This window comes from Burkholderia orbicola, from assembly GCF_900100915.1.
GTDB lineage: Bacteria > Pseudomonadota > Gammaproteobacteria > Burkholderiales > Burkholderiaceae > Burkholderia > Burkholderia orbicola.
The window spans coordinates 52,958-79,657 of the sequence record NZ_FNKW01000001.1 but is presented as its reverse complement, the minus strand read 5'-3'; the positions used below and the strand labels follow the sequence as shown (position 1 = coordinate 79,657).

Sequence of the window (26,700 nt, the reverse complement as noted above, 5' to 3'; positions counted from 1 at the left end):
GCGACTTGCACCACGTGTGCGTTGCCGCATACGGCACCGGGCGGCGGCAGGGGATTGCCGCCATCACGGCTGAAGCATCCGCCGATGCGATAACACGCAAGGTGCGTCGCGTCAGGTGACGATCGCCGATGCTTTCAGCCAACAGAAAAACAAGAACAACCTGCGACGCCGAACCTCGGCGCGAAACGCACAATCGGCAGTTATCCTCGTTCACAAGGCTGCGCGTTCAAATCACCGGTTCCGTCACAGTCGACGACATATCGCGACGGCGAACGCGGCCGCGCTTCGTGCCGATCGTCGACGCGATCACGCTGTCCGGAACGAACCGCGCCATCACCGGCAAGCCGGCTACGAAGCACTTCGACGATCCACCGTCGGCGTCGCTACTGTCGTATTTGCGCGTCGTGAAGCGCGCTCGCGCGCTCCGAATAAACCCTTAAATATTGATCAGACAGGTTGCGCGCCGAAGCGAATCGGTACAGCATAGCCTTCACTCCGCCGGCATCCCGCCGGCGGTGGCGCGTCAACGACAGCACGCGCCAGGCAGTCGGCCGTCTGCCTCGCTTCCATTCCGTGGTACCGACAGCAGCATCGATGGCCATTGCCCGGGTAGTGTGGCGCAAACGTTTGCTCACATTAAAACAACAGTCGAATAACAATCCGGCCTTCGGGCCAGTCGCCAGGAGATGTGTATGAATGTCCGCTTTCGCCGTCGCTTCCTGACCGCCGCGCTCGCCGCCGTCGCGGTGGCCGCCGCACCGGCCGTCCACGCGCAATCCGCGGCCAAGCCAAAGGTCGCGCTCGTGATGAAGTCGCTCGCCAACGAGTTCTTCCTGACCATGGAAACGGGCGCGAAGGAATACCAGAAGCACAACGCGAACCAGTTCGACCTGATCACCAACGGCATCAAGGACGAGACCGACACCGCGAACCAGATCCGCATCGTCGAGCAGATGATCGTGTCGAAGGTCGATGCGATCGTGCTCGCGCCGGCCGATTCGAAGGCGCTCGTGCCGGTCGTGAAGAAGGCCGTGGACGCCGGCATCGTCGTCGTGAACATCGACAACCGGCTCGATCCCGACGTGCTGAAGTCGAAGAACCTGAACGTGCCGTTCGTCGGCCCGGACAACCGCAAGGGCGCGCGCAAGATCGGCGATTACCTCGCGAAGCGGCTGAAGGCGGGCGACCAGGTCGGCATCGTCGAAGGCGTGTCGACGACGACCAACGCGCAGCAGCGCACGGCCGGCTTCCAGGACGCGATGAAGGCGGGCGGGATGAAGGTCGTGTCGGTGCAGTCGGGCGAATGGGAGATCGACAAGGGCAATGCGGTGGCCGCCGCGATGCTCAACGAATACCCGAACCTGAAGGCGCTGCTGTGCGGCAACGACAACATGGCGATCGGCGCCGTGTCGGCCGTGCGCGCGGCCGGCAAGCAGGGCAAGGTGCTCGTGGTCGGCTACGACAACATCAACGCGATCAAGCCGATGCTGAAGGACGGCCGCGTGCTCGCGACCGCGGATCAGTACGCGGCGAAGCAGGCCGTGTTCGGCATCGACACGGCGCTCAAGGCGATCGCCGAGCATCGCAAGCAAGCCGACATGTCCGGCGTGGTCGAGACGCCGGTGGATCTCGTGACGAAGTAACGCCGCGCCGATCCGGCCGCCGCCCTCAAGAATCCGGCGCGGCGGCCGTTATCCGGTGTGAGCGCGATCACGGCCACTGCATGCACATGCACTAGTGAGCGTCATACCCGCGCGCCCCGTGCGCGCGGCCGCAACCAGGATCGCGATGGAACCGACCTTCCAACCCTCCCGTTCAGCCCATCCCGTGCTGTCCGTATCCGGCATCGGCAAGACCTATGCCGAACCCGTGCTCGCCGACGTCACGCTGACGCTCGACGCGGGCCAGGCGCTCGCGCTGACGGGCGAGAACGGCGCCGGCAAGAGCACGTTGTCGAAAATCATCGGCGGGCTCGTCGACCCGACCACCGGCACGATGCAACTCGGCGGTGAGGCGTACGCGCCGGCGAGCCGCACGCAGGCCGAGGCGCTCGGCGTGCGCATGGTGATGCAGGAGCTGAACCTGCTGCCGACGCTGAGCGTCGCCGAAAACCTATTCCTGAACCGCTTGCCGCGGCGCTTCGGGATCATCGATCGCGCGCGGCTGCGCGACGACGCGCGTGCCGCGATGGCGCAGGTCGGGCTCGACGCGGTCGACCCCGATACGCCGGTCGGCGCGCTCGGCATCGGCCACCAGCAGATGGTCGAGATCGCGCGCAACCTGATCGGCGACTGCCGCGTGCTGATTCTCGACGAGCCGACCGCGATGCTGACCGCGCGCGAAGTCGAGCTGCTGTTCGAGCAGATCGACCGGCTGAAGGCGCGCGGCGTCGCGATCGTCTACATCTCGCACCGGCTCGAAGAGCTCGCGCGCGTCGCCGAGCGCGTCGCGGTGCTGCGCGACGGCCGGCTCGTGCACGCGGGGGACATGGCGGCGACGACGTCCGACGGGCTCGTCACGCTGATGGTCGGGCGCGAGGTCGGCGAACACATCGATCTCGGCGAGCGCCGCTTCGGCGCGCCGCGGCTCGCGGTCTCGGGCCTCACGCGCGGCACGGCGGTGCGCGACGTGTCGCTCGAGGTGCGCGCGGGCGAGATCTTCGGCATCTCGGGGCTGATCGGCGCGGGACGCACCGAGCTGCTGCGGCTGATCTACGGCGCCGATACGCCGGATGCCGGAACGATCGCGGTCGGCCAGCCGCTGAAGCCGGCGCGCATCGCGTCGCCGGTCGACGCGGTGAAGCTGGGCATCGCGCTGATCACCGAGGATCGCAAGGGCGAAGGGCTGCTGCTGTCGCAGTCGATCACCGCGAACGTGTCGCTCGGCCAGCTCGACCGGCTCGCGCGCGGCGGCATCGTCGATGCCGCACGCGAAACGGCGCTCGCCGAGCAGCAGATCGATGCGCTGCGAATTCGTACGCACGGGGCGGCGCAGCCGGTCGGCGAACTGTCGGGCGGCAACCAGCAGAAGGTCGTGATCGGCCGCTGGCTCGCGCGCGACATGGGCGTGCTGCTGTTCGACGAGCCGACGCGCGGGATCGACGTCGGCGCCAAATTCGAGATCTACACTTTAATGGGCGCGCTCGCGCGCGAAGGCCGCGCGCTGGTGGTCGTATCGAGCGACCTGCGCGAGCTGATGCTGATCTGCGACCGGATCGGCGTGATGTCGGCCGGGCGCATGACCGCCGTGTTCGAGCGCGGCAACTGGACCCAGGATGCGCTGCTGGCCGCGGCGTTCGCCGGCTTCGGCCGCGAGGCGCCGGCGGCCGCCATGCAGCATCCGGACGCGGGGCAGGCGCGCGGCGCCGCTCCGGGCACTTCGACGACAGGACCACAGCAATGACCCAGCCTCCCGTATCCCCGACCGACGCAGGCGCGCAGCAGGACGTGACGGGGCGCCGCGCGCGCACGCTGTCCGGCACGCGGCTCGGCCTGTCGAACTATCTCGGGCTGGCCGGCGCGCTGGCTGCGATGATCGCGCTGTTCTCGGTGCTGAGCTCGCATTTCCTGACCTACGACACGTTCAGCACGATCGCGAACCAGATTCCCGATCTCGTCGTGATGTCGGTCGGGATGACCTTCGTGCTGATCATCGCCGGGATCGACCTGTCGGTCGGCTCGGTGCTCGCGCTCGCCGCGTCGATGGTCAGCGTCGCCGCGCTGAAATGGCAGTGGGGGCCGCTGCCGGCCGCGCTGATCGGGATCGCGGTCGCGACCGCGACGGGCGCGCTGACGGGCGCGGTCACGGTGGGCTGGCGGATTCCGTCGTTCATCGTGTCGCTCGGCGTGCTGGAGGCCGCGCGCGGCCTCGCGTACCAGCTGACGAATTCGCGCACCGCGTATATCGGCGACGCGTTCGATTTCCTGTCGAACCCGATCGCACTGGGCATTTCGCCGGCGTTCCTGATCGCGGTCGCGGTGATGATCGCGGCCCAGTTCGTGCTCACGCGCACGGTGTTCGGGCGCTATCTGGTCGGGATCGGCACGAACGAGGAAGCGGTGCGGCTTGCCGGGGTTAACCCGAGGCCGTATAAAATCCTCGTATTCGCGCTGATGGGCGCGCTCGCGGGGCTCGCGTCGCTGTTCCAGATTTCGCGGCTCGAGGCGGCCGATCCGAACGCGGGCGCGGGCCTCGAACTGCAGGTGATCGCCGCCGTCGTGATCGGCGGCACAAGCCTGATGGGCGGGCGCGGCTCGGTGATCAGCACGTTCTTCGGCGTGTTGATCATCTCCGTGCTGGCCGCGGGGCTGGCGCAGATCGGGGCGAACGAGCCGACGAAGCGGATCATCACGGGTGCGGTGATCGTGGTGGCGGTCGTGCTCGATACGTATCGCAGCCGGCGTACGCGTGTGCGGTAAAAAGACAGACAGAACAGACCAGAGAGAAACGGGAAATGGCGACGATCAAGGATGTGGCGGCCATGGCGGGCGTGTCGTTTACGACCGTCTCGCACGTGGTGAACAATTCGCGGCCGGTGTCCGCGGATGTGCGTGCGAAGGTCGAGGGCGCGATCCGCGAGCTGAATTACGTGCCGTCGGCCGTGGCGCGCTCGCTGAAGGCGCGGGCGACGGCGACGATCGGCCTCGTCGTGCCGAACAGCACGAATCCGTACTTCGCCGAGCTTGCGCGCGGTATCGAGGATCAGTGCGCGGCCAACGGCTATTGCGTGTTCTTCTGCAATTCGGACGACGATCCCGTGAAGCAGCGCAACTACCTGCGCGTGTTGCAGGAAAAGCGCATCGACGGGCTGATCGTCGCGTCGGCGGGCGAGGACGCGGTGCTCGCGCAGACGCTCGCGGATATCCATGCGCCGCTCGTCGTGGTCGACCGCAACATCGAGGGGCTCGCGGCCGATCTGGTGCAGATCGACCACGAGCGCGGTGCGTATCTGGCGACGCGTCACCTGCTCGAACTCGGGCACGCGAAGATCGGCTGCATCACGGGGCCGACCGACACCGCCGTCAGCGCGATGCGCGTGCACGGCTTCATCCGCGCGATGGCCGAGCGTGGCGTCGACATCGTGCCGGGCGCGATCGCCGAAAGCGATTTCTCGTGCCTGGGCGGCTATCACGCAGCGTCGCGGCTGTTCGAATCGGTGCGGCCGAGCGCGATTTTCGCGGGCAACGACCTGATGGGCGTCGGCGCGCTGCGCGCGGCGGCCGAGCGCGGGATGCGCGTGCCTGACGACTGCTCGATCATCGGCTTCGACGACATCGAATTTTCCCGCTACACGTATCCGGCGCTGTCGACGGTCGGCCAGTCGGTGCGCGCGCTCGGCGAAATGGCCGCGCAGACGCTGATCGAACGGATCGGCGGCGGTTCGAGCGCCGTGCCGAGCCGCCGTCGCGTCGTGTCGCCGCGCCTCGTGCTGCGCGAATCGACGGCCATCTACCGCGAGCCGGCCGCGCCGGGCGCTCGCGCATGACGGCGACCGTAACGGGCGGCGGCCGCGTGACGGTGGTCGGCAGCCTCAACATGGATCTCGTCGTGCGGGCGCCGCGGCTGCCGCTGCCGGGCGAAACGCTCGCCGGGCACGCCTTCGCGCAGGCCGCGGGCGGCAAGGGCGGCAACCAGGCCGTCGCCGCCGCCCGGCTCGGCGCGCAGGTCGCGATGATCGGCTGCGTCGGCGCGGATGCGCACGGCGCGGCACTGCGCGCGGGTCTCGAGGCCGAGGGCATCGACTGCGCGGGGCTCGCGACGAGCGCGTCGGCGTCGACCGGCGTCGCGCTGATCGTCGTCGACGATGGGAGCCAGAACGCGATCGTGATCGTCGCGGGCGGCAACGGCGAGGTCACGACCGACACGATCGCGCGGCACGAGGCCGCGCTGGCGGCGGCCGACGTGCTGATCTGCCAGCTCGAGACGCCGCCGGACACGGTGTTCGCGGCATTGTCGGCCGGACGCCGGCTCGGCCGCACGGTGGTGCTCAATCCGGCTCCGGCCGTCGCGCCGCTGCCGGACGGCTGGCTGCCGCTCGTCGATTACCTGATTCCGAACGAGGTCGAGGCGGCCGCGCTGACGGGGCTGCCCGTGCGTGATCCGGCAGAAGCCGAAGCCGCCGCGCGGGCGCTGCAGGCCGGCGGCGCGCGCAACGTGCTGGTGACGCTCGGCGCGCGCGGCGTGCTCGCGTTGACGGCCGACGGCACCGCGCGGCACTATCCGGCGCCGGTCGTGCAGGCGGTCGACACGACGGCCGCCGGCGACACCTTCATCGGCGGCTTTTCCGCACGGCTCGCGGCCGGCGCGGACGTCGACACGGCCATCCGCTTCGCGCAATGCGCGGCGGCGCTGTCGGTCACGCGCGCGGGCGCTCAGCCGTCGATTCCGACGCGCTCCGAACTGGCCGATCAGGCCTGACCCCAGGATCGCGGTTCCGTCTCGTGGCCGGTTCGTCGCACGAGACGGCCGGCCGCACCTCGCCGGCCGCACCTGCCTGAACCTGCCGGTGCCTCGCGGTCTTTTCCTTCCGTTGTCGAACTGGCCCGAATTTACGCCATTTTGTTCAGTGGTTTGTAATGTTCAGACTAATAATTCGAAAAAATGGTCTGAAATCCGTCAAGTTGTGCGTCGCGCGGTCGTAAATAAATCAAGCGAAGCAATGCTTCGAGCCAACGGGCCCGGCCCGTTCATGACGACGCAACACAGGATGGATGATGGTGTTCAGGAACCTGACGATTCGTGCGCGCATCGGTTTGACGATGGCGTTTCTGGCGGTACTGCTGGGTGTCACCGGCGTGCTCGGCCTGTACGGGATGACGCGTGCGAACGATTCGACGCGCGAGATTTTCACGAACCAGATGCCGAGCGCGGTCAACGTGGCGATGGCGGAAATGTTCGCCGCGCGCGAGCGCCTCGCACTCGACCGTGCGGCGCTGCTGGCCGGCACGCCGGACTCGGCGGCGGCCATCGAGCGCAGCCGCGCGATGCGGGCACAATCGGACGCTTGGTGGCAGAAATACCTTGCGCTGCCGCGCAACGCCGACGAGGACCGGCTCGCACAGGACGTCGCCGCCCGGCGCAAGGTGCTGCAGGACAGTTGCGACGCGTTCTCGAGTGCGGTCGGGGCGGGCGATCACGACCAGATCGGCGGCGGCGCGAAGCAGCTTCAGGCGCGCTATACCGAACTCGCCACGGCCGGTGAAGCGCTGCGCAGCTTCCAGTTCACCAATGCGCAGGCGCGCTTCGATCAGGCGGAATCGGTATTCGAGACGATGCGCGTGCTGTCGATCGTGGTGCTGCTGGCCGGCATCGGCGCCGCGGTGCTGTCGTGGCTGACGCTGAGCCGCGCGATCGGCCGCCCGATCGCCGACGCGCTGTCGCATTTCGACGCGATCGCCGCAGGCGACTTGCGCCGGCCGATCGTCGTCGACCGGCGCGACGAGATGGGCCAGATGCTGGAAGGCCTCGCGAGGATGCAGCGCGGGCTCGTCGACACGGTGCGTACCGTGCGCGGCGGCAGCGAGTCGATCGCGACCGCGGCCCGCCAGATCGCGGCCGGCAACACCGACCTGTCGTCGCGCACCGAGGAACAGGCCGCTGCGCTGCAGGAAACCGCGTCGAGCATGGAGCAGCTGACGGGCACGGTGAAGCAGAATGCCGACAATGCGCGCCAGGCAAGCTCGCTGGCCGCGAATGCGTCCGACATTGCAAACAAGGGCAATACGGTGGTCGGCCAGGTGGTCGGCACGATGGGCGAAATCAACGACAGCTCGGCCAAAATCGCGGACATCATCGCGATCATCGAGGGAATCGCGTTCCAGACCAACATTCTTGCGCTGAATGCGGCCGTCGAAGCCGCGCGGGCGGGAGAGGAAGGCCGCGGCTTCGCGGTGGTCGCCGGCGAAGTGCGCAGCCTCGCGCAGCGTTCGTCGAGCGCGGCGAAGGAAATCAAGGCGCTGATCGACGCGTCGGTGGAGCGTATCCGGACGGGCTCGACGCTGGTCGACGAAGCCGGGCGCACGATGAGCGACGTGATCGGCGCGGTCCAGCGCGTGACGGACATCATGGGCGAGATCGCGGCGGCGTCCGAGGAGCAGAGCAGCGGGATCGACCAGGTGGCGCGCGCGGTCGCGCAGATGGACGAGGTCACGCAGCAGAATGCCGCGCTCGTCGAGGAAGCGGCGGCCGCCGCGCAGTCGCTCGAGGAACAGGCGGCCCGCCTGCGCGAAACGGCGGCGGTATTCCAGCTCGACGACGAAGCAGCACGCGCGGGCGCCGTCGTTGCGGTGGCGCGTCAAGCGCCGCGTGCACCTTCCGCGCCGGCTGCGGCGCGCGTCGAACGCGACGCCGCGCCGAAACGCGCACCCGTAATCGCGACGCCGGCGCGCAAGCCCGCCGCCGTATCGGCCGCCCCCGCGCCGGCAGTCGCGACCGCCGGCGGCGACGACTGGGAGACGTTCTGATCTTCAGGCACTGCGTATCTATCCCCATTTGGTGACGAACGACGCCCGCGATCCGCGGGCGTTGTCGTTTCCGCGATGGACAAATGTGACAGCACGGACGATCGATCGTGCATCGTCACCTGCGTCGCGCACCGACGCATACGCGGCGACGCGCTGCGTGCACGTCACGTTCCCGCGTTCGTCGTACGGGTATGTCCGTAAGGGACTGCGAAAAAAATTTGTAACGGTGCGCGCGGCGTGTCATCGCGCGCGACCGCTCGAACGTATAGGGATGAGGGGAGGAAGTGGCGACGTCGGAGATGTCCAACGCACGAGACGTTTCGATGTTCGACGAGACGCGGCGGATGCAGTTTCTGCGGCTCGGGAGGTCGATTGTAAAACGACGAAATGCGTTGTCCAAGCGGTGTTGTCGAGAATGACGAACTTCATACGAAGAGTTCGTGAAAAAAAATAAGAAAGGGTTTAGGATGAATTCGAACGCGCTTGCTTCTGCGCAGTCATACGAAGGCAGGCACGTCTTCAGACTCAGGCGAGGGAGGTAGCATGGATATTTACAGCAGCTTCGCGAACCGCTTCGAAAAAACGCGAGAGGAAGAGCTCTCGCTGGAGGAGTATCTCGCGCTCTGCAAGAACGATCCATCCGCGTATGCGACGGCGGGTGAACGCATGCTGGAAGCAATCGGGGAACCTGAACAGATCGATACCCGCAACGACCCGCGCCTGTCGCGGATCTTCGCGAACAAGGTCATCAAGGTGTATCCGGCATTCCGTGAGTTCTACGGAATGGAGGAGGTGATCGAGCAGGTGGTCGCATATTTCCGCCACGCTGCGCAAGGTCTTGAAGAGAAGAAGCAGATCCTCTATCTGCTGGGCCCGGTGGGCGGCGGCAAGTCGTCGATCGCCGAGCGCCTGAAGCAACTGATGGAGCGCGTGCCGTTCTATTCGCTGAAGGGTTCGCCCGTCAACGAATCGCCGCTCGGGCTGTTCGACTACGACGAGGATGGTCCGATCCTCGAGGAACAGTACGGCATTCCGCGCCGCTACCTGAAGAGCATCCTGAGTCCGTGGGCCGTCAAGCGCCTGCACGAATACAACGGCGACATCCGCCAGTTCCGCGTGGTGCGCCGCTTTCCGTCGATCCTGCGGCAGGTCGGCATCGCGAAGACGGAGCCGGGCGACGAGAACAATCAGGACATCTCGTCGCTGGTCGGCAAGGTCGATATCCGCAAGCTCGAACAGTATGCGCAGGACGATGCCGACGCATACAGCTACTCGGGCGGCCTGTGCCTGGCGAACCAGGGCCTGCTCGAATTCGTCGAAATGTTCAAGGCGCCGATCAAGGTGCTGCACCCGCTGCTGACCGCCACGCAGGAAGGCAACTTCAAGGGTACCGAAGGTTTCGGCGCGATTCCGTTCGACGGCGTGATTCTCGCGCACTCGAACGAGTCGGAGTGGAAGGCGTTCCGCAACAACCGCAACAACGAGGCACTGCTCGACCGGATCTTCGTCGTGAAGGTGCCGTACTGCCTGCGCGTGTCGGAAGAAATCAAGATCTACGAGAAGCTGATCCGCAATTCGTCGCTCGCCGAGGCCGTGTGCGCGCCGGGCACGCTGAAGATGATGTCGCAGTTCTCGGTGTTGTCGCGTCTGCACGAGCCGGAGAATTCGAGCCTGTTCTCGAAGATGCAGGTGTACGACGGCGAAAACCTGAAGGACACCGATCCGAAGGCGAAGTCGTACCAGGAGTATCGCGACTACGCGGGCGTGGACGAAGGGATGACCGGCGTGTCGACCCGCTTCGCGTTCAAGATCCTGTCGCGCGTGTTCAACTTCGATACGAGCGAGGTCGCGGCGAACCCGGTGCACCTGATGTACGTGCTCGAACAGCAGATCGAACGCGAGCAGTTCCCGCCGGAAACCGAGCAGAAGTACCTGTCGTTCGTGAAGGACGTGCTCGCGTCGCGGTACGCGGAGTTCATCGGCAAGGAGATCCAGACCGCGTATCTCGAGTCGTATTCGGAATACGGCCAGAACATCTTCGATCGCTACGTCACGTATGCGGACTTCTGGATCCAGGATCAGGAATTCCGCGATCACGATACCGGCGAGAGCTTCGATCGCGCCGCGCTGAACGCGGAGCTGGAGAAGATCGAGAAGCCGGCCGGGATCAGCAATCCGAAGGATTTCCGCAACGAGATCGTGAACTTCGTGTTGCGCGCGCGGGCGGCGAACGCCGGCAAGAACCCCGTGTGGACGAGCTACGAGAAGTTGCGGGTCGTGATCGAGAAGAAGATGTTCTCGAATACCGAGGAACTGTTGCCGGTCATTTCGTTCAACGCGAAGGGTTCGGCGGAGGAGCAGCGCAAGCATGAGGACTTTGTGAACCGGATGGTCGCGAAGGGCTATACGCCGAAGCAGGTGAGGCTCCTTTGCGACTGGTACCTGCGCGTGCGCAAGTCGTCATGACACGCGCGGTATCGCGCCCGTACGGCGAGTCCGTACGGGCGCTTTCAGAGGCGCCGCCCGCATGACGGCAGACGGCATGCGCGGCGAGTGCCCCGGCAGATCGACTTTCGAGCGGGAGACCGGGAGTGCTTCATCAAATCATCGACCGCAGGCTGGCCGGCAAGAACAAGAGCATCGCCAATCGCGAACGCTTTCTGCGTCGCGTCAAGAACTACATTCGTCGTGCCGTGTCCGACGCGGTGCGCGACCGTAGCATCAAGGATATCCAGAGCACGCAGAGCATCACGATCCCGCGCAAGGACATCGCGGAGCCGAATTTCCGGCACGCGCCGGGCGGGCGTCGTGAGTACGTGCACCCCGGCAACGAGGACTACGTGCGCGGCGACAAGATCCCGCGCCCGCAGGGCGGCTCGGGCGGTGGCGGCAGTCAGGCGAGCAACGAGGGCGAAGGGCAGGACGACTTCGTGTTCGAGCTGTCGCGCGACGAGTTCATGCAGTACTTCTTCGACGATCTCGAACTGCCGCGCCTCGTGAAGACGCACCTGCTGACGGTGCCGAGCTGGAAGAACGTGCGCGCGGGCTGGTCGGCGGAAGGCACGCCGAACAACATCGACGTCGTGCGTTCGCTGCGCAGCGCGCTCGGCCGGCGCATCGCGCTCGGCTCGCCGCTCGTCAACGAGCTGCGCGAGCTCGAGGCCCAGCTCGAAGCGCTGAAGAGCGACCCCGAAGACCGCCGCGCGGAAATCGCGACGCTCGAGGCCGAGATTCATCACCTGAAAGGGCGCATCTGGCGGATTCCGTTCATCGATCCGTTCGACCTGCGCTACATCAACCGCGTGAAGCAGCCGCAACCGTCGAGCCAGGCCGTGATGTTCTGCCTGATGGACGTGTCGGGCTCGATGGACGAGCAGCGCAAGGATCTCGCGAAGCGCTTCTTCATCCTGCTTTACCTGTTCCTCAAGCGCAACTACGAGCGCATCGAAGTGGTGTTCATTCGCCACCACACGCGGGCCGAGGAAGTCGACGAGGACACCTTCTTCCATTCGACCGAAAGCGGCGGCACCGTGGTGTCGAGCGCGCTCGAACTGATGCGCAAGGTGATGGACGAGCGCTACTCGCCCACCGAGTGGAACATCTACGGCGCGCAGGCGTCCGACGGCGACAACTGGACTGACGATTCGCCCAAGTGTCGCAAAATCCTGGAAGAGGATATCCTCACCAAGACGCGTTACTTCGCGTATATCCAGGTCGCGCCGGAAGAGCAGAATCTGTGGCTGGAATACGCGCAACTGGCCTTGTCGCAACCGCATCTCGCGATGAAAAAAGTGGAATCGGCTGCGGACATTTACCCGGTGTTTCGCGAATTGTTCGAAAAGCAGGTGGAAATGTCATGACGACCCGCCATCTGCACAACGAGTCGCGCGGCTACGCGCCGCGCCCTTCCGGCGACGACACGGCCGGCCCTGCCGCACCGCAGCAACGCGGGCAGGCCGAACCGCCGCCGCCGGCCGCCGACTTGCCCGGTTCCGGGCAAAAGGAAGCGCGTATGAACGTTGCCGAACGCAAGCCGTTGCCGTGCCCGTCCGACTGGACGTTCGAATTGCTCGAGGAATACGACACGCACATCTCGCAGGTTGCCGAACAATACGAGCTCGACATCTACCCGATCCAGCTCGAACTGATCAGCGCCGAGCAGATGATGGATGCGTATGCGTCGGTCGGGATGCCCGTCAACTACCGTCACTGGTCGTTCGGCAAGCACTTTCTCGCGACCGAGAAGAGCTATCGTCGCGGCCAGATGGGCCTGGCCTACGAAATCGTCATCAATTCGAATCCGTGCATCGCGTATCTGATGGAAGAGAACACGATGACGATGCAGGCGCTCGTCATCGCGCACGCGGCGTACGGGCACAACTCGTTCTTCAAGGGCAACTACCTGTTCCGGCTGTGGACGGACGCGCACGCGATCATCGACTACCTCGTGTACGCGAAGAACTACGTCGCGGAATGCGAGGAGCGCTACGGCCTCGATCGCGTCGAGGAACTGCTCGACTCGTGCCATGCGTTGATGAACTACGGCGTCGACCGCTACAAGCGGCCGCAGAAGCCGTCGCTGTCGAAGGAAGCGGCGCTGCGGCGCGAGCGCGAGGCGTACCTGCAGTCGCAGGTGAACGAACTGTGGCGCACGCTGCCGGGCAAGAAGCCCGAGCTGACGGAGGAGCAAGACGACCGCTATCCGTCCGAGCCGCAGGAGAACCTGCTGTATTTCGCGGAAAAGAATGCGCCGCTGCTCGAACCGTGGGAGCGGGAAGTGATCCGCATCGTGCGCAAGATCGGCCAGTATTTCTATCCGCAGCGGCAGACGCAGGTGATGAACGAAGGCTGGGCGACGTTCTGGCACTACACGCTGCTCAATACGCTGTACAACCAGGGGAAGCTGGAAGACGGCTTCATGATGGAGTTCCTGCACTCGCACAGCAACGTGGTCTACCAGCCGCCCGTCACGAAGCCGTATTACAGCGGGATCAACCCGTATGCGCTCGGTTTCTCGATGATGAGCGACATCCGAAGGATCTGCGAAGCGCCGACGGAGGAAGACTACAAGTGGTTTCCGGAGATCGCGGGCACGCCGTGGCTGCCGGCGATGCACTACGCGATGCGCAACTTCAAGGACGAGAGCTTCATCGCGCAGTACCTGTCGCCGAACCTGATTCGCGAGATGCGGCTCTTCTCGGTGCTCGACGACGACATGCGCGATTCGCTCGAGGTGTCGGCGATCCACGACGATTCCGGCTACCAGTACGTGCGGCAGGCGTTGTCGCGGCAGTACGACATCCATCACCGCGAGCCGAACATCCAGGTGTGGGCCGTCAACACGCGCGGCGACCGCAGCCTCACGCTGCGCCACTTCATGACCGACAACCGTCACCTGTCGAACGACAGCGAGGAAGTGCTCAAGCACATGGCGCGGCTCTGGCAGTTCGACGTGTACCTGGAAAGCGTCGACGAGGCCGGCACCGTGCGCAAGCGCTACGAGTGCCGCTACGTGCCGCCCGAAGTGCGCGTGTGATCGCCGCACGCCGGAAATGTTTGCATCGGACGCCAGCCTGCGGGCTGGCGTTTTCATATGACGAACGCGCGCCGGGAGAAAAATTTTCTACATCGGGACGAACCCGGAGCGCTTGTTACTTTACATTTCGCTAAAATCCCGTAGCGCCGTGCGCCGGAACCGGTGCCACGTGCGACCGCACGCGGCGGCCCCAGCCGTCTCGCCCAGAAAGCACTAAAAGGAATAGACCAACCCATGGACGTCCAGACCGACCAAGCTGCGCTGTCCGCGCAAGACACCCGGCGGCGCGTGTTCGCCATCGTCGGCGCCTCATCGGGCAACCTCGTCGAGTGGTTCGACTTCTACATCTACTCGTTCTGCGCGCTGTACTTCGCGCCGGCATTCTTCCCGAGCGGCAACACGACGACGCAGCTGCTGAACACGGCCGGCGTGTTCGCGGCCGGTTTCCTGATGCGTCCGATCGGCGGCTGGCTGTTCGGCCGCATCGCCGACCGTCACGGCCGTCGCGCGGCGATGATGATCTCGGTGCTGATGATGTGCGGCGGGTCGCTCGTGATCGCGGTGCTGCCGACCTATGCGCAGATCGGTGCGCTCGCGCCGGCGCTGCTGCTGGTCGCGCGCCTGTTCCAGGGCCTGTCGGTGGGCGGCGAGTACGGGACGAGCGCGACCTACATGAGTGAAGTGGCGCTGAAGGGCCGTCGCGGCTTCTTCGCGTCGTTCCAGTACGTGACGCTGATCGGCGGCCAGCTGTGCGCGCTGCTGGTGCTCGTGATCCTGCAGCAGACGCTGTCGGCCGGCGAGCTGAAAGCGTGGGGCTGGCGTATTCCGTTCGTGGTCGGCGCGGCGGCCGCGCTGATTTCGCTGTACCTGCGCAAATCGCTCGACGAGACGTCGACGAGCGCATCGCGCGACAAGAAGGACGCCGGCACGATCCGCGGCGTGTGGCAGCATAAGGGCGCGTTCTTCACGGTGGTCGGCTTCACGGCCGGCGGCTCGCTGATCTTCTACACGTTCACGACGTACATGCAGAAGTACCTCGTGAACACGGCCGGCATGCACGCGAAGACAGCCAGCAACGTGATGACCGTCGCGCTGCTCGTCTACATGCTGATGCAGCCGGTGTTCGGCGCGCTGTCGGACAAGATCGGCCGCCGCACGTCGATGATCCTGTTCGGTTCGTTCGCGGTGATCGGCACGGTGCCGCTGATGCATGCGCTGAAGGGCGTGACGAGCCCGGTGGCCGCGTTCGTGCTGATCACGGTTGCGCTGGCGATCGTCAGCTTCTACACGTCGATCAGCGGCCTGATCAAGGCCGAGATGTTCCCGCCGGAAGTGCGCGCGATGGGCGTGGGCCTGTCGTATGCGGTCGCGAACGCGATCTTCGGCGGTTCGGCCGAGTACGTCGCGCTGTGGTTCAAGTCGATCGGCAGCGAGGAAACGTTCTACTGGTACGTGACCGTGCTGTGCGCGATCTCGCTGATCGTGTCGTGGCGGATGCGCGATCCGAGCAAGGAAGGGTACCTGCGCCACGAGCCGTGATCGGCCGCGCGTGGCGCGTACTTGCATCATGACGAACGTCCCGCTGGTTGGCGGGACGTTTTTTTTGCGACGTGCGATTCCGCAGGCGGCGGCATGAGCGCGCCGCGTCATATCGATATGGAAATCGATTCGTTGTCCGTGGCGGGCGATTTCCTTAATCTGACTGCGTAGTTCGTGTGACACCTCCTTGACTGGGATTCGCGCCCGCTGCTTGCAGCGGGCGTCTTTTTTTGCACGGCGGCAATGCGTGCCCGCAGCCCGCCTGCCTCATCACGAAACCCGCTGAGCAAAGCACCATTTGTTGGTTCGGATTCGCCGCACGCGCTGATACGTTAGCGGCTTCGCGGCGACACACTTCGTCACGATGTTCTTCGAACCGTGCCGCCGCGCGATCCGCGGCGGCCTCCATAACAAATCAGGTCGTGCTCATGAAAATCAACACGCTCGCTACGTGGCTCGTCGGGGTCGCGCTCGTTACCGCAGGCACCGTCGCCCATGCGGACCGTCTCGACGACATCAAGAAGGCCGGGGTGCTGCGCGTCGCGACGTTCGACAGCAATCCGCCGTTCGGTTATGTCGATGCGAAAAGCAACCACATCGTCGGTCTCGACGTCGATTATGCGAAGGCGCTCGCCGACAAGCTCGGCGTGAAGCTGCAGCTCCAACCGACCAACCCCGCGAACCGCATCCCGTTCCTCACCTCCGGCAAGGTCGACCTCGTGCTCGCGAACTTCACGATCACCGATGAGCGCGCGAAACAGGTCGACTTCAGCATCCCGTATTTCTCGTCGGGCCAGCAGTTTCTCGCGAAGAAGGGCGTGCTGAAATCGGCCGACCAGCTCAACGGCCTGCGCGTCGGCGCGGACAAGGGTACGACCAACGAGATCACGCTGCGCGAGAAATTCCCGAAGGCGACGATCGTCGCGTACGACGACACGCCGTTCGCGTTCGCCGCGCTGCGCGCCGGCAACGTGCAGGCCATCACGCAGGACGGCCCGAAACTGATCGGCCTGCTCGCGAACGTGCCCGACAAGCAGAACTACGAGATCCCGGCGTTCACGATCTCGAACGACTACATGGGCGTCGGCGTGCCGAAGGGCGAGACGCGCCTGCTCGGCTTCGTCAACGACACGTTGAAGGGGCTCGAGGCGAACGGCCGCGCGACGCAGATCTACGACGCATGGTTCGGGCCGACGACGAAAACGCCGCTCACGCGCATTTTCCGGATCGGCGACAAGACCTGAGCACTGCCGCACGCGCGCCGCGCTTGGCCGGAACCTCGGCCGCGCGGCGCTTTTCGTTTTCATCCGACCGCGCGCGTCGTGCGCGCTCCCCAGCATGCTCGGGTTGGCTCCCAAATATCTGTCCTGGCTCTGGCAGGGCTTCCTGCTGACACTCGGCCTCGCGGCCGCGTCGGCCGTCGCCGCGACCGTCGGCGGGTTGCTGCTCGCCGTGATGCGGCATGCGCGTGGCCGGGCGCCGCGCGCGGCAGCCGCCGCGTACGTCGTCGCGTTCCGCAACACGCCGCTGCTCGTGCAGTTGCTGTTCTGGTATTTCGGCGTCGCGTCGTTGCTGCCCGAAACGTGGATCGCGTGGCTCAATGCGCGCCATGCGGTGAGCGTGGGCCCGTTCACGCTCGCGTGGCCGTCGTTCGAATTCGTGGCGGGTTGGGTTGGCTTGAGCGCCTATACGGCTGCCTTCGTCGCCGAGGAATGCGAAGCCGGTCTGCGCGGCGTGCGGCGCGCGCAACACGATGCGGCGGCCGCGCTCGGCCTCACGCCGATGCAGTCGCTGCGCTACGTGGTGCTGCCGCAGGCCGTGCGCATCGCGCTGCCGCCGCTGTTCGGCCAATACATGAATCTCGTGAAGAACTCGTCGCTCGCGATGGCGATCGGCGTCGCCGAGCTGTCGTATGCGTCGCGGCAGGTCGAGACGGAGACGTTCCAGACCTTCGCCGCGTTCGGCGTCGCGACGCTGCTATATATCGCGGCGGTGGCCGCGATCGAGGCCGGTGCGTATGCGGCCACGCAATGGCGCGACCGGCTCGGAGCGGGGCGCTGACGATGGACCTTTCGCTGCTGCTTTCGAATCTGCCGTACCTGCTCGTCGGCGCGTTTCCGGACGGCCCGCTCGGCGGCGCCGCGCTGTCGCTGGTGCTGGCGCTTGCATCCGCGATCGCGTCGGCCGTGCTCGGCGTGGCGCTCGGCGTCGCGATGGCGCTGGCGCGCGGCCCGGCGCGTGTGTTGCTGCTCGCGTTCATCGGTTTTTTCCGCGCGATTCCGGTGCTGATGCTGATCTTCTGGACGTATTTCCTGATGCCCGTGCTGTTGCACATGGATGTACCGGGGCTCGCGACGGTCGTGTGCGCGCTGGCGCTGATCGGCGGCGCGTATCTCGCGCATGCGGTGCATGCGGGGATCGTCGCGGCGGGCGATGGTCAATGGCAGGCCGGGCTGTCGCTCGGGCTCACGCGCTGGCAGACGGTGCGCTACGTGTTGCTGCCGCAGGCGATCCGGATCATGACGCCGTCGTTCGTCAACCAGTGGGTCGCGCTCGTGAAGGACACATCGCTCGCGTATATCGTCGGCGTGCCGGAGCTGTCGTTCGTCGCAACGCAGGTGAACAACCGGCTGATGGTGTATCCGGCGCCGATCTTCCTGTTCGTCGCGCTGATTTATCTGGTGCTGTGCACGTCGCTCGATGGAGGGGCGCGTTGGCTGCTGTCGCGGGGGCCGCGCACGCAACGTGCGGCGCAGGCGACGGCCGAACGCACGGAACCCGCGCGGTAACGGTGGGCCGGCGAGCACGCGTGCGATGCGTGCGCGCGCTTTCGGTGATGAAGATGGATGATGTGCGACCATCCGCAGCGGGCCGCGTCGCCGTTATTCGAGCGGCGACGCGCGCGGTGGTGCAGATGAGGCTAGGTGCCCGGACGCTTCAGTCCGTCAGCGTCAGGACGCGCTGTAGTGCGTATCGAACACCGCACGCAGCGTCGACGGGCCGGTCGCGAAATCGCCCCACAGCGGGCCGTCGTTCTGCGCGAACGCGAACGGCGTGGTGCTGATCGACGCGAGGCGCAAGCGCCATTGCGCGGCTTCCTGGCGGAACGCGGTGAGCTGCATGTCCGACAGCGCCGTCTGCGCGCTGGCCAGCGTGACGAGCGGGTCGACCGGATCGTTCGCGACCCGCACCTCGAAATGCAGGTGCGGGCCGGTCGCCGCACCCGTCATCCCGACCGAGCCGATACGTTGCCCCTGCTTCACCGTTTCGCCGGTCTTGAGCCCGCGAGCGAACGCGGACAGGTGCGCGTAGTAGGTCGAATAGCCATCCGCATGATCGACGATCACATAGCGGCCGTAGCCGCCCGGATCGGTGCCGACGAACGACACGACGCCGTCGGCCGCCGCATCGACCGGCGTGCCGCTCGGCGCGGCGAGATCGACGCCCGTATGGAACGCCATCGCCTGCGACAGCGGATGGATGCGCTCGCCGAAGAACGAACTGATACGCGTCCACTTGACCGGCATCGTGAATGCGGCGGCTTCGAGCGGCGAGCCGTCGAGCGCGTAGTACGCACCGTGCTCGGCGCCCGGCGCGCGGAACCAGATCGCGCCGAACGTGCGGCCGGCGACGCGCAGCTCGAGCGCGGTGAGGCGCGGCGTGCCGTCGTTCGTGTCGAACGCGACGCGGTAATAGTCCCCGCGCTGCGCACTCGCGCGCATCGCGACCTTGCCGGTGACGAGATCGCCAAGCTGGATGCGCACTTCGGGTGGCACGTCGAGACGGTTCAGCGTATCGGACAGCGTGAGTTCGATGTCGCCCGCGCGCATGCCTTGCTGGTGGTCGGGCGCCGCGAACTGAAACAGGCTCGCGTAGCCGAGCATGTCGTTGCGATGCGCGCTGAGCGGCGCGAACAGGCCCGGCTGCACACTGCGATCATTGCGATCGAGGTGTTCGTTGCGCTCGCCGATCGTGCGGGCGAGCTCGCTCGTCACGAAATGCTGCGCGGTGGGAAACGGCGTATCGGACAGCACGCGCTGCGGCAGCGCGGCCGTGCCCGAATCGACGGCGCCCGGCAGTTGCGACACGGCCGGCAACGCGGCGGCGAGGCCGAATGCGGCGAGGGCGCCGAGCACGGCGGCCGGCACGAGCGTGCGCACGACGCGCTGCGCGCGACCGGGTGCGACGGCATCAGGGGTTGCGACAGACTTGACCAAGGTGTCCACATCCAGGAAAGCGGTTCAAAGGGGTGTGGGCGGGGGCCGCCGGCGGCACACCGTCGAACGGCGACGGGGCGGGCGGCGGGCGTGCAACAAAACAGGCCCCGCCAGGGGCCTGTGTCGTTTCCGTTCGACCCAACCTGCGGGGCAGTGCCCGCTTCGAACGGCGGCGTGCATACCGGGTCGAACCCGGTTATCACGAAGACGCTAAAGAAAGATGACAGCGTCAGTCTACCGATGTTCCGCGAAACGTTAAAAATTTTAAAGAGGGTCAGCTCATTCGTTTCGCAGTGCGGTAAGTCGGGTTAAATCAGCATTTGTTACGACGATTCTCGTCAGTCCGGCAATTTTTGCGCGCGTCGGCGCAGGGCGGCGGAGGTGCGCACGGCGTCGAAGCCGGCGTCGAGCATCGCCTCGGCGTCGTTCCACAGGTTGCCGCGCAGCCGGTTGGTCCAGATCATCGACGCGAACACGCCTTCGAGCAGCGACACGAGATAGACGGCGGCGAGGTGCACGTCGAGATCGACGGCAAGTTCGCCGGCGGCGATCGCGCGACGCAGCAGCGCCTTCGTGATCCGCAGCATCTGCAGCTCGAGCAGCATGCGGCGCCGCTGCAGCGCGCCGTTCTCCTCGCTTTGCTCGCACTTCGTATAGAGAATCACCAGCACGCGCTGCATCGGGCCAGGCTCGCCGCATTCCTGCAGATAGTGCGACGCGGCGCGCCGCAGCGTCGCGAACGGCGGCAGGCCGTCGCCCGCGTCGAACCCTTCCGACGTGCGCGCGAACGCGCGGTCGCACATCGCCAGACACACTTCCATCTTGTTGCGGTAGTGGCCGTAGACGGCGCCCCGCGACATCCCGGCGGCCTCGGCGAGGTCCGCCATCGCGGTTTGCGCGACGCCTCTTTCGAGCAGCACGAGCTCGGCGGCGTCGAGGATCCGGTGCTTGATGGCGAGCGATTCTTCCCGGGTCTTGCGGGCCATGTCGTGAAATTCCTTACAGTTCGCTGTCGTTTTATTGAGACAGTGTGTCAGCCGGATTGAAAGCGCGTGTATTTAATCAGTCGTGACTGATTATAATCGGCCACCCTGAGCCGCCGCATTGTATCGGCGGCGAATGATCCGAGGTCAGAACATGAATAACAAACGCACCCTGTGGCGCCGCATGCGGCTGGCGCCGTTCGCGCTCGCGGCCCTGCTGGCCGTGGCCGGATGTGGAAAGGGCGACAAGGATGCCGCGCCGGAGACCGCGAAGCAGGCGACCGTCGTGACGGTGCGCCCGACGGCCGTGCCGATGACCGTCGAACTGCCGGGCCGGCTCGACGCGTACCGGCAAGCGGAAGTCCGCGCGCGGGTCGCGGGCATCGTCACCGCACGAACCTACGAGGAAGGCCAGGAAGTGAAGCAGGGCGCGGTGCTGTTCCGCATCGATCCCGCGCCGCTGAAGGCCGCGCGCGACGCCGCGCAGGGCGCGCTCGCGAAGGCGCAGGCCGCCGCGCTCGCGGCGACCGACAAGCGCCGCCGTTACGACGATCTCGTGCGCGACCGCGCGGTGAGCGAGCGCGACCACACCGAGGCCGTCGCGGCCGATACGCAGGCGAAGGCCGAGGTGGCATCCGCGAAGGCCGAACTCGCGCGCGCGCAGTTGCAGCTCGACTACGCGACCGTCACCGCGCCGATCGCGGGCCGCGCGCGGCGCGCGCTCGTGACCGAGGGTGCGCTCGTCGGCCAGGACCAGGCGACGCCGCTCACGACCGTCGAGCAGCTCGATCCGATCTACGTGAACTTCTCGCAGCCGGCCGCCGACGTGGACGCATTGCGTCGCGCGGTGAAGAGCGGGCGCGCGACCGGCATCGCGCAGCACGACGTCGCGGTGACGCTGCTGCGCGCCGACGGCACCGCGTATCCGCTGAAAGGCAAGCTGCTGTTCAGCGATCTCGCGGTCGATCCGACCACCGATACCGTCGCGATGCGCGCGCTGTTCCCGAATCCGGAGCGCGAGCTGCTGCCGGGCGCGTATGTGCGGATCGCGCTCGATACGGCGGTCGACCAGCGGGCGATCCTGGTGCCGCGCGACGCGCTGCTGCGCACGGCCGACCGCACGTCGGTGCGGGTCGTCGGCGCGAACGGCAAGGTCAAGGACGTCGAGGTCACGGCCGACCAGATGAGCGGCCGTGACTGGCGCATCACGCGCGGCCTCGCGGGCGGCGAGCGCGTGATCGTCGACGACGCCGCGCAGTTCGCGCCCGATACGGCCGTCAAGCCCGTCGAGAAGGCGCCGGTAGCGGCCGCTTCGCAGGCGGCCGCCCGTCAAACCTGACCGGTTCAAACCAACATGGCACGTTTCTTCATCGATCGCCCCGTCTTCGCGTGGGTGATCGCCATCTTCATCGTGCTGGGCGGCCTGTTCGCGATTCGCGCGCTGCCCGTCGCGCAGTACCCGGACATCGCGCCGCCCGTCGTCAGCATCTATGCGACGTATCCGGGCGCGTCCGCGCAGGTCGTCGAGGAATCGGTGACCGCGCTGATCGAGCGCGAGATGAACGGCGCGCCGGGGCTGCTGTATACGTCCGCGACGAGCAGCGCGGGGGCGGCATCGCTGTACCTGACGTTCAAGCAGGGCGTGAACGCCGATCTCGCGGCCGTCGAAGTGCAGAACCGGCTGAAGACGGTCGATGCGCGCCTGCCCGAGCCGGTGCGCCGCGACGGCATCCAGGTCGAGAAGGCCGCCGACAACATCCAGCTCGTCGTGTCGCTGACCTCCGACGACGGCCGGATGACCGACGTGCAGCTCGGCGAATACGCGTCGGCGAACGTGGTGCAGGCGCTGCGCCGCGTCGAGGGTGTCGGCAAGGTGCAGTTCTGGGGCGCCGAATATGCGATGCGGATCTGGCCCGACCCGGTGAAGCTGGCCGGGCATGGCCTCACCGCGTCGGACATCGCATCGGCCGTGCGTGCGCACAACGCGCGCGTGACGATCGGCGACATCGGCCGCAGCGCGGTGCCGGACAGTGCGCCGATCGCGGCGACGGTGTTCGCGGACGCGCCGCTGAAGACGCCGGCCGATTTCGGCGCGATCGCGCTGCGTGCGCAACCCGACGGCTCCGCGCTGTTCCTGCGCGACGTCGCGCGCATCGAGTTCGGCGGCAACGACTACAACTATCCGTCGTACGTGAACGGCAAGGTCGCGACCGGGATGGGCATCAAGCTCGCGCCGGGCTCGAACGCCGTGTCCACCGAGAAGCGCGTGCGCGCGACGATGGACGAGCTGTCCAGGTACTTCCCGCCGGGCGTGAAGTACCAGATCCCGTACGAGACGTCGTCGTTCGTGCGCGTATCGATGAACAAGGTCGTCACGACGCTGATCGAGGCCGGCGTGCTGGTGTTCCTCGTGATGTTCCTGTTCATGCAGAACCTGCGCGCGACGCTGATTCCGACGCTCGTCGTGCCGGTCGCGCTCGCGGGCACGTTCGGCGTGATGTACGCGGCCGGCTTCTCGATCAACGTGTTGACGATGTTCGGGATGGTGCTCGCGATCGGCATCCTCGTCGACGACGCGATCGTCGTCGTCGAGAACGTCGAGCGGCTGATGGTCGAGGAAGGGCTCGCGCCGTACGACGCGACCGTCAAGGCGATGACGCAGATCAGCGGCGCGATCGTCGGGATCACCGTGGTGCTGACGTCGGTGTTCGTGCCGATGGCGTTCTTCGGCGGCGCGGTGGGCAACATCTACCGGCAGTTCGCGCTGTCGCTTGCGGTGTCGATCGGCTTCTCGGCGTTCCTCGCGCTGTCGCTGACGCCCGCGCTGTGCGCGACACTGCTCAAGCCGGTGTCGGGCGACCATCACGAGAAGCGTGGCTTCTTCGGCGGGTTCAACCGCTTCGTCGCGCGGGCGACGCAGCGCTACGCGACGCGGGTCGGCACGATGCTGAAGAAGCCGGTGCGCTGGCTCGTCGTGTACGGCGCGCTGACCGCGGCGGCCGCGCTGATGCTCACGCAGCTGCCGACCGCGTTCCTGCCGGACGAGGACCAGGGCAACTTCATGGTGATGGTGATCCGCCCGCAAGGCACGCCGCTCGCGGAGACGATGCAGAGCGTGCGCGCGGTCGAGTCGGCCATCCGCCGCGACGAGCCGACCGCCTATACGTATGCGCTCGGCGGCTTCAACCTGTACGGCGAAGGGCCGAACGGCGGGATGATCTTCGTCACGCTGAAGAACTGGAAGGAACGCAAGGCCGAGCGCGATCACGTGCAGTCGATCGTCGCGCGCATCAACGAGCGCTTCGCGGGCACGCCGAACACGACGGTGTTCGCGATGAACTCGCCGGCGCTGCCCGATCTCGGTTCGTCGAGCGGCTTCGACTTCCGGCTGCAGAACCGCGGCGGGCTCGACTACGCGACGTTCAGCGCCGCGCGCGAGCAACTGCTCGCGGCGGGCGGCAAGGATCGCGCGCTCACCGACCTGATGTTCGCGGGCACGCAGGACGCGCCGCAACTGAAGCTCGACATCGATCGCGCGAAGGCGTCCGCGCTCGGTGTGTCGATGGACGAGATCAATACGACGCTCGCGGTGATGTTCGGCTCCGACTATATCGGCGACTTCATGCACGGCACGCAGGTGCGGCGCGTGATGGTGCAGGCCGACGGGCGGCACCGGCTCGATCCGGACGACGTGAAGAAGCTGCGCGTGCGCAACGCACGCGGCGAGATGGTGCCGCTCGCGGCGTTCACGACGCTGCACTGGACGCTCGGGCCGCCGCAGCTCACGCGCTACAACGGTTATCCGTCGTTCACGATCAACGGCTCGGCCGCGGCCGGCCACAGCAGCGGCGAGGCGATGAGCGCGATCGAGCGGATCGCCGCGAAGCTGCCGGCCGGCATCGGCTATGCGTGGTCGGGGCAGTCGTTCGAGGAGCGGCTGTCGGGCGCGCAGGCGCCGATGCTGTTCGCGCTGTCGGTGCTCGTCGTGTTCCTCGCACTCGCGGCGCTCTACGAGAGCTGGTCGATTCCGTTCGCGGTGATGCTGGTCGTCCCGCTCGGCGTGATCGGCGCGGTGCTCGGCGTGACGCTGCGGATGATGCCGAACGACATCTATTTCAAGGTGGGGCTGATCGCGACGATCGGGCTGTCCGCGAAGAACGCGATCCTGATCGTCGAGGTCGCGAAGGACCTCGTCGCGCAGCGCATGTCGCTCGTCGACGCCGCGCTCGAGGCCGCGCGCCTGCGGCTGCGGCCGATCGTGATGACGTCGCTCGCGTTCGGCGTCGGCGTGCTGCCGCTCGCGTTCGCGTCGGGCGCCGCGTCCGGCGCGCAGATGGCGATCGGCACCGGCGTGCTCGGCGGCGTGATTACGGCGACCGTGCTCGCGGTGTTTCTCGTCCCGCTGTTTTTCGTGATCGTCGGCCGCCTGTTCGACGTCGGCCCACGCCGGCGCGGCGGGGCGCAGCCGACGACGATGGAGGGTTCGCAACCATGATGTTTGCGCTGAATGCACGCGGCGCGCTGCGGGCACCGCTCGCGCTGGCCGCCGCGCTCGCGCTCGCCGGGTGTTCGCTCGCGCCGCGGTACGAGCGCCCGGCCGCGCCGGTCCCGGCGACCTATACGCCGGTCGACGGCGGCACGACGCCGGCCGCCGAACCGGCCACCGCGCAGGATGCCGCGCTGCTCGACGACTGGCATGCGTATTTCACCGATCCGGCGCTGCAGGCGTGGATCGACGCGGCGCTCGCGAACAACCGCGACCTGCGGATCGCCGCCGGCCGGCTCGAGGAGGCACGTGCGCTGTACGGCGTGCAGCGCGCGGACCGGATGCCGTCGGTCGATGCGAATCTCGGCTATGAACGCGCGCGCCAGTACGACCCGGTCGTGCGCGAAAGCGCGATCAGCGGGCTGTATCGCGCGGGCGTCGGCGTCAGCGCGTACGAGCTCGACCTGTTCGGCCGCGTGCGCAGCCTGTCCGATGCGGCGCTCGCCGACTATTTCGCGACGGCCGACGCGCAACGCACGGTTCGCATCGGCGTGATCGCCGAAGTGGCGGGCGCGTACGTTTCCGAACGATCGTTGCACGAGCAACTGGCGCTCGCCCAGCGCACGCTCGATGCGCGCGAGCGGATGGCCGCGCTCACGCAACGCCGCTATGCCGCCGGCACGAGCGACGCGATCGAGCTGCACTCGGCCGAGATGCTGGTGGCGTCCGCGCGCGCGTCGCAGGCCGGGCTGCAGCGCGAGCATGCGCAGGCCGTCCGCGCGCTGCAACTGCTGGCGGGCGATTTCGCGCGCAACGTGCCGGACGACGCGACCGCGCTCGACTCGCTGTCGATCGCGCCCGTGGCGCCGGGTGCGCCGAGTCAATTGCTCGAACGGCGGCCGGACATCCGGCAGGCCGAGGGGCGGCTGAAGGCCGCGAACGCGAACATCGGCGCGGCGCGCGCGGCGTTTTTCCCGCGCATCGCGCTGACGACCGACTACGGCTCGGTGAGCGACGCGTTCTCGAACCTGTTCGCGGCCGGCACGAGCGTATGGACGTTCGCGCCGCGCATCACGCTGCCGATCTTCGCGGGCGGACGCAATCGCGCGAACCTCGACGTCGCGCATGCGCGCAAGGACATCGCGGTCGCCGAATACGAGAAGGCGGTGCAGACCGCGTTTCGCGAAGTGGCCGATGCATTCGCTGCGCGCGACTGGATCGACCGGCAGCTTGCCGCGCAGCAGGACGTGTATGCGGCGGACGGCGCGCGGCTGAAGCTCGCGGAGCGTCGCTATGCGGGTGGTGTCGCGACCTATCTCGAACTGCTCGACGCGCAGCGCAGCACGTACGAGTCGGGGCAGGAGCTGATCCGGCTCAGGCAGCTCAGGCTGGCGAACGCGATCGCGCTGTATCGCGCGCTCGGCGGCGGCTGGGCGCCGGCCACGGCAACGGCGGAGGCCGCGGCTTCCGCGTGATG

General features: G+C 66.9%; 19 protein-coding genes. 17 read left to right on the top strand and 2 right to left on the bottom strand.

Annotated elements, in window-relative coordinates; all coding sequences use genetic code 11:
* Positions 1-128 precede the first annotated feature (128 nt).
* The 14 genes from BLS50_RS36210 (at position 129) to BLS50_RS00195 (ending at position 18,326) form a co-directional block, all read left to right on the top strand.
* Complete coding sequence (locus BLS50_RS36210) at positions 129-440, top strand: hypothetical protein (RefSeq protein ID WP_256333906.1); 312 nt, start codon at positions 129-131, stop codon at positions 438-440.
* A 252-nt stretch (positions 441-692) separates the two neighbouring features.
* A complete protein-coding gene (locus BLS50_RS00260) occupies positions 693-1,643 on the top strand; it encodes a sugar ABC transporter substrate-binding protein (RefSeq protein WP_011545349.1) in 951 nt (316 codons plus the stop codon).
* Positions 1,644-1,788: 145 nt separating this feature from the next.
* Entirely contained in the window at positions 1,789-3,402 is a 1,614-nt protein-coding gene (locus tag BLS50_RS00255) for a sugar ABC transporter ATP-binding protein (protein WP_074799903.1), read from the top strand.
* Positions 3,399-4,418 carry an ABC transporter permease gene (locus tag BLS50_RS00250; protein ID WP_006476069.1) on the top strand — a complete coding sequence of 340 codons (1,020 nt, stop codon included), beginning with the start codon at positions 3,399-3,401 and terminating at the stop codon, positions 4,416-4,418. Before BLS50_RS00255 ends, BLS50_RS00250 begins: the two co-directional genes overlap by 4 nt.
* A gap of 35 nt (positions 4,419-4,453) precedes the next feature.
* Positions 4,454-5,485, top strand: a complete 1,032-nt coding sequence (locus BLS50_RS00245) for a LacI family DNA-binding transcriptional regulator (RefSeq protein ID WP_011545351.1) — start codon at positions 4,454-4,456, stop codon at positions 5,483-5,485.
* On the top strand, positions 5,482-6,417 hold the full coding sequence (gene rbsK / locus BLS50_RS00240; RefSeq protein ID WP_074799900.1) for a ribokinase: 936 nt from the start codon (positions 5,482-5,484) through the stop codon (positions 6,415-6,417). Before BLS50_RS00245 ends, rbsK begins: the two co-directional genes overlap by 4 nt.
* Positions 6,418-6,713: 296 nt before the next feature.
* A complete protein-coding gene (locus BLS50_RS00235; protein ID WP_074802733.1) occupies positions 6,714-8,462 on the top strand; it encodes a methyl-accepting chemotaxis protein in 1,749 nt (582 codons plus the stop codon).
* Positions 8,463-9,005: 543 nt separating this feature from the next.
* On the top strand, positions 9,006-10,928 hold the full coding sequence (locus BLS50_RS00225) for a PrkA family serine protein kinase (protein WP_006476065.1): 1,923 nt from the start codon (positions 9,006-9,008) through the stop codon (positions 10,926-10,928).
* Between the two features lie 125 nt (positions 10,929-11,053).
* Positions 11,054-12,322: a YeaH/YhbH family protein gene (locus BLS50_RS00220; RefSeq protein WP_006476064.1), complete on the top strand. Its 1,269-nt coding sequence runs from the start codon at positions 11,054-11,056 to the stop codon at positions 12,320-12,322.
* A complete protein-coding gene (locus BLS50_RS00215; RefSeq protein ID WP_011694280.1) occupies positions 12,319-13,998 on the top strand; it encodes a SpoVR family protein in 1,680 nt (559 codons plus the stop codon). Before BLS50_RS00220 ends, BLS50_RS00215 begins: the two co-directional genes overlap by 4 nt.
* 234 nt (positions 13,999-14,232) lie before the next feature.
* Positions 14,233-15,537: an MFS family transporter gene (locus BLS50_RS00210; RefSeq protein ID WP_011545356.1), complete on the top strand. Its 1,305-nt coding sequence runs from the start codon at positions 14,233-14,235 to the stop codon at positions 15,535-15,537.
* Between the two features lie 428 nt (positions 15,538-15,965).
* Positions 15,966-16,781 carry an ABC transporter substrate-binding protein gene (locus BLS50_RS00205; RefSeq protein ID WP_006476062.1) on the top strand — a complete coding sequence of 272 codons (816 nt, stop codon included), beginning with the start codon at positions 15,966-15,968 and terminating at the stop codon, positions 16,779-16,781.
* 94 nt (positions 16,782-16,875) lie between these two features.
* On the top strand, positions 16,876-17,598 hold the full coding sequence (locus tag BLS50_RS00200) for an amino acid ABC transporter permease (protein WP_012328439.1): 723 nt from the start codon (positions 16,876-16,878) through the stop codon (positions 17,596-17,598).
* Positions 17,599-17,600: 2 nt separating this feature from the next.
* Complete coding sequence (locus BLS50_RS00195) at positions 17,601-18,326, top strand: amino acid ABC transporter permease (RefSeq protein WP_027811290.1); 726 nt, start codon at positions 17,601-17,603, stop codon at positions 18,324-18,326.
* Positions 18,327-18,488: 162 nt separating this feature from the next.
* On the opposite strand, the gene BLS50_RS00190 is transcribed toward BLS50_RS00195, so the two are convergent.
* Together BLS50_RS00190 and BLS50_RS00185 are read right to left on the bottom strand one after the other, a co-directional pair.
* Positions 18,489-19,754, bottom strand: coding sequence for a M23 family metallopeptidase (locus tag BLS50_RS00190; protein WP_053524175.1), 1,266 nt, complete (start codon positions 19,752-19,754; stop codon positions 18,489-18,491).
* 338 nt (positions 19,755-20,092) lie between these two features.
* Positions 20,093-20,740 carry a TetR family transcriptional regulator gene (locus BLS50_RS00185; protein ID WP_011694295.1) on the bottom strand — a complete coding sequence of 216 codons (648 nt, stop codon included), beginning with the start codon at positions 20,738-20,740 and terminating at the stop codon, positions 20,093-20,095.
* Between the two features lie 151 nt (positions 20,741-20,891).
* Here BLS50_RS00185 and BLS50_RS00180 point away from each other — a divergent pair, with 151 nt between their 5' ends.
* From BLS50_RS00180 to BLS50_RS00170, 3 genes are read left to right on the top strand one after another with little or no spacing between them, the layout of a single operon-like run.
* Positions 20,892-22,076: a MexX/AxyX family multidrug efflux RND transporter periplasmic adaptor subunit gene (locus tag BLS50_RS00180; protein ID WP_074799897.1), complete on the top strand. Its 1,185-nt coding sequence runs from the start codon at positions 20,892-20,894 to the stop codon at positions 22,074-22,076.
* 15 nt (positions 22,077-22,091) lie between these two features.
* Complete coding sequence (locus tag BLS50_RS00175) at positions 22,092-25,232, top strand: multidrug efflux RND transporter permease subunit (protein ID WP_074799895.1); 3,141 nt, start codon at positions 22,092-22,094, stop codon at positions 25,230-25,232.
* A complete protein-coding gene (locus BLS50_RS00170; protein WP_074802732.1) occupies positions 25,232-26,698 on the top strand; it encodes an efflux transporter outer membrane subunit in 1,467 nt (488 codons plus the stop codon). The genes BLS50_RS00175 and BLS50_RS00170 overlap by 1 nt, the downstream gene beginning before the upstream one ends.
* Positions 26,699-26,700 lie beyond the last annotated feature (2 nt).

Bases quoted from the DNA above. Each gene is read 5' to 3' on its own strand.
- BLS50_RS36210 (WP_256333906.1), top strand. From the start codon at position 129: ATGCTTTCAGCCAACAGAAAAACAAGAACAACCTGCGACGCCGAACCT.
- BLS50_RS00260 (WP_011545349.1), top strand. From the start codon at position 693: ATGAATGTCCGCTTTCGCCGTCGCTTCCTGACCGCCGCGCTCGCCGCC.
- BLS50_RS00255 (WP_074799903.1), top strand. From the start codon at position 1,789: ATGGAACCGACCTTCCAACCCTCCCGTTCAGCCCATCCCGTGCTGTCC.
- BLS50_RS00250 (WP_006476069.1), top strand. From the start codon at position 3,399: ATGACCCAGCCTCCCGTATCCCCGACCGACGCAGGCGCGCAGCAGGAC.
- BLS50_RS00245 (WP_011545351.1), top strand. From the start codon at position 4,454: ATGGCGACGATCAAGGATGTGGCGGCCATGGCGGGCGTGTCGTTTACG.
- rbsK (WP_074799900.1), top strand. From the start codon at position 5,482: ATGACGGCGACCGTAACGGGCGGCGGCCGCGTGACGGTGGTCGGCAGC.
- BLS50_RS00235 (WP_074802733.1), top strand. From the start codon at position 6,714: ATGGTGTTCAGGAACCTGACGATTCGTGCGCGCATCGGTTTGACGATG.
- BLS50_RS00225 (WP_006476065.1), top strand. From the start codon at position 9,006: ATGGATATTTACAGCAGCTTCGCGAACCGCTTCGAAAAAACGCGAGAG.
- BLS50_RS00215 (WP_011694280.1), top strand. From the start codon at position 12,319: ATGACGACCCGCCATCTGCACAACGAGTCGCGCGGCTACGCGCCGCGC.
- BLS50_RS00210 (WP_011545356.1), top strand. From the start codon at position 14,233: ATGGACGTCCAGACCGACCAAGCTGCGCTGTCCGCGCAAGACACCCGG.
- BLS50_RS00205 (WP_006476062.1), top strand. From the start codon at position 15,966: ATGAAAATCAACACGCTCGCTACGTGGCTCGTCGGGGTCGCGCTCGTT.
- BLS50_RS00200 (WP_012328439.1), top strand. From the start codon at position 16,876: ATGCTCGGGTTGGCTCCCAAATATCTGTCCTGGCTCTGGCAGGGCTTC.
- BLS50_RS00195 (WP_027811290.1), top strand. From the start codon at position 17,601: ATGGACCTTTCGCTGCTGCTTTCGAATCTGCCGTACCTGCTCGTCGGC.
- BLS50_RS00185 (WP_011694295.1), bottom strand. From the start codon at position 20,740: ATGGCCCGCAAGACCCGGGAAGAATCGCTCGCCATCAAGCACCGGATC.
- BLS50_RS00180 (WP_074799897.1), top strand. From the start codon at position 20,892: ATGAATAACAAACGCACCCTGTGGCGCCGCATGCGGCTGGCGCCGTTC.
- BLS50_RS00175 (WP_074799895.1), top strand. From the start codon at position 22,092: ATGGCACGTTTCTTCATCGATCGCCCCGTCTTCGCGTGGGTGATCGCC.
- BLS50_RS00170 (WP_074802732.1), top strand. From the start codon at position 25,232: ATGTTTGCGCTGAATGCACGCGGCGCGCTGCGGGCACCGCTCGCGCTG.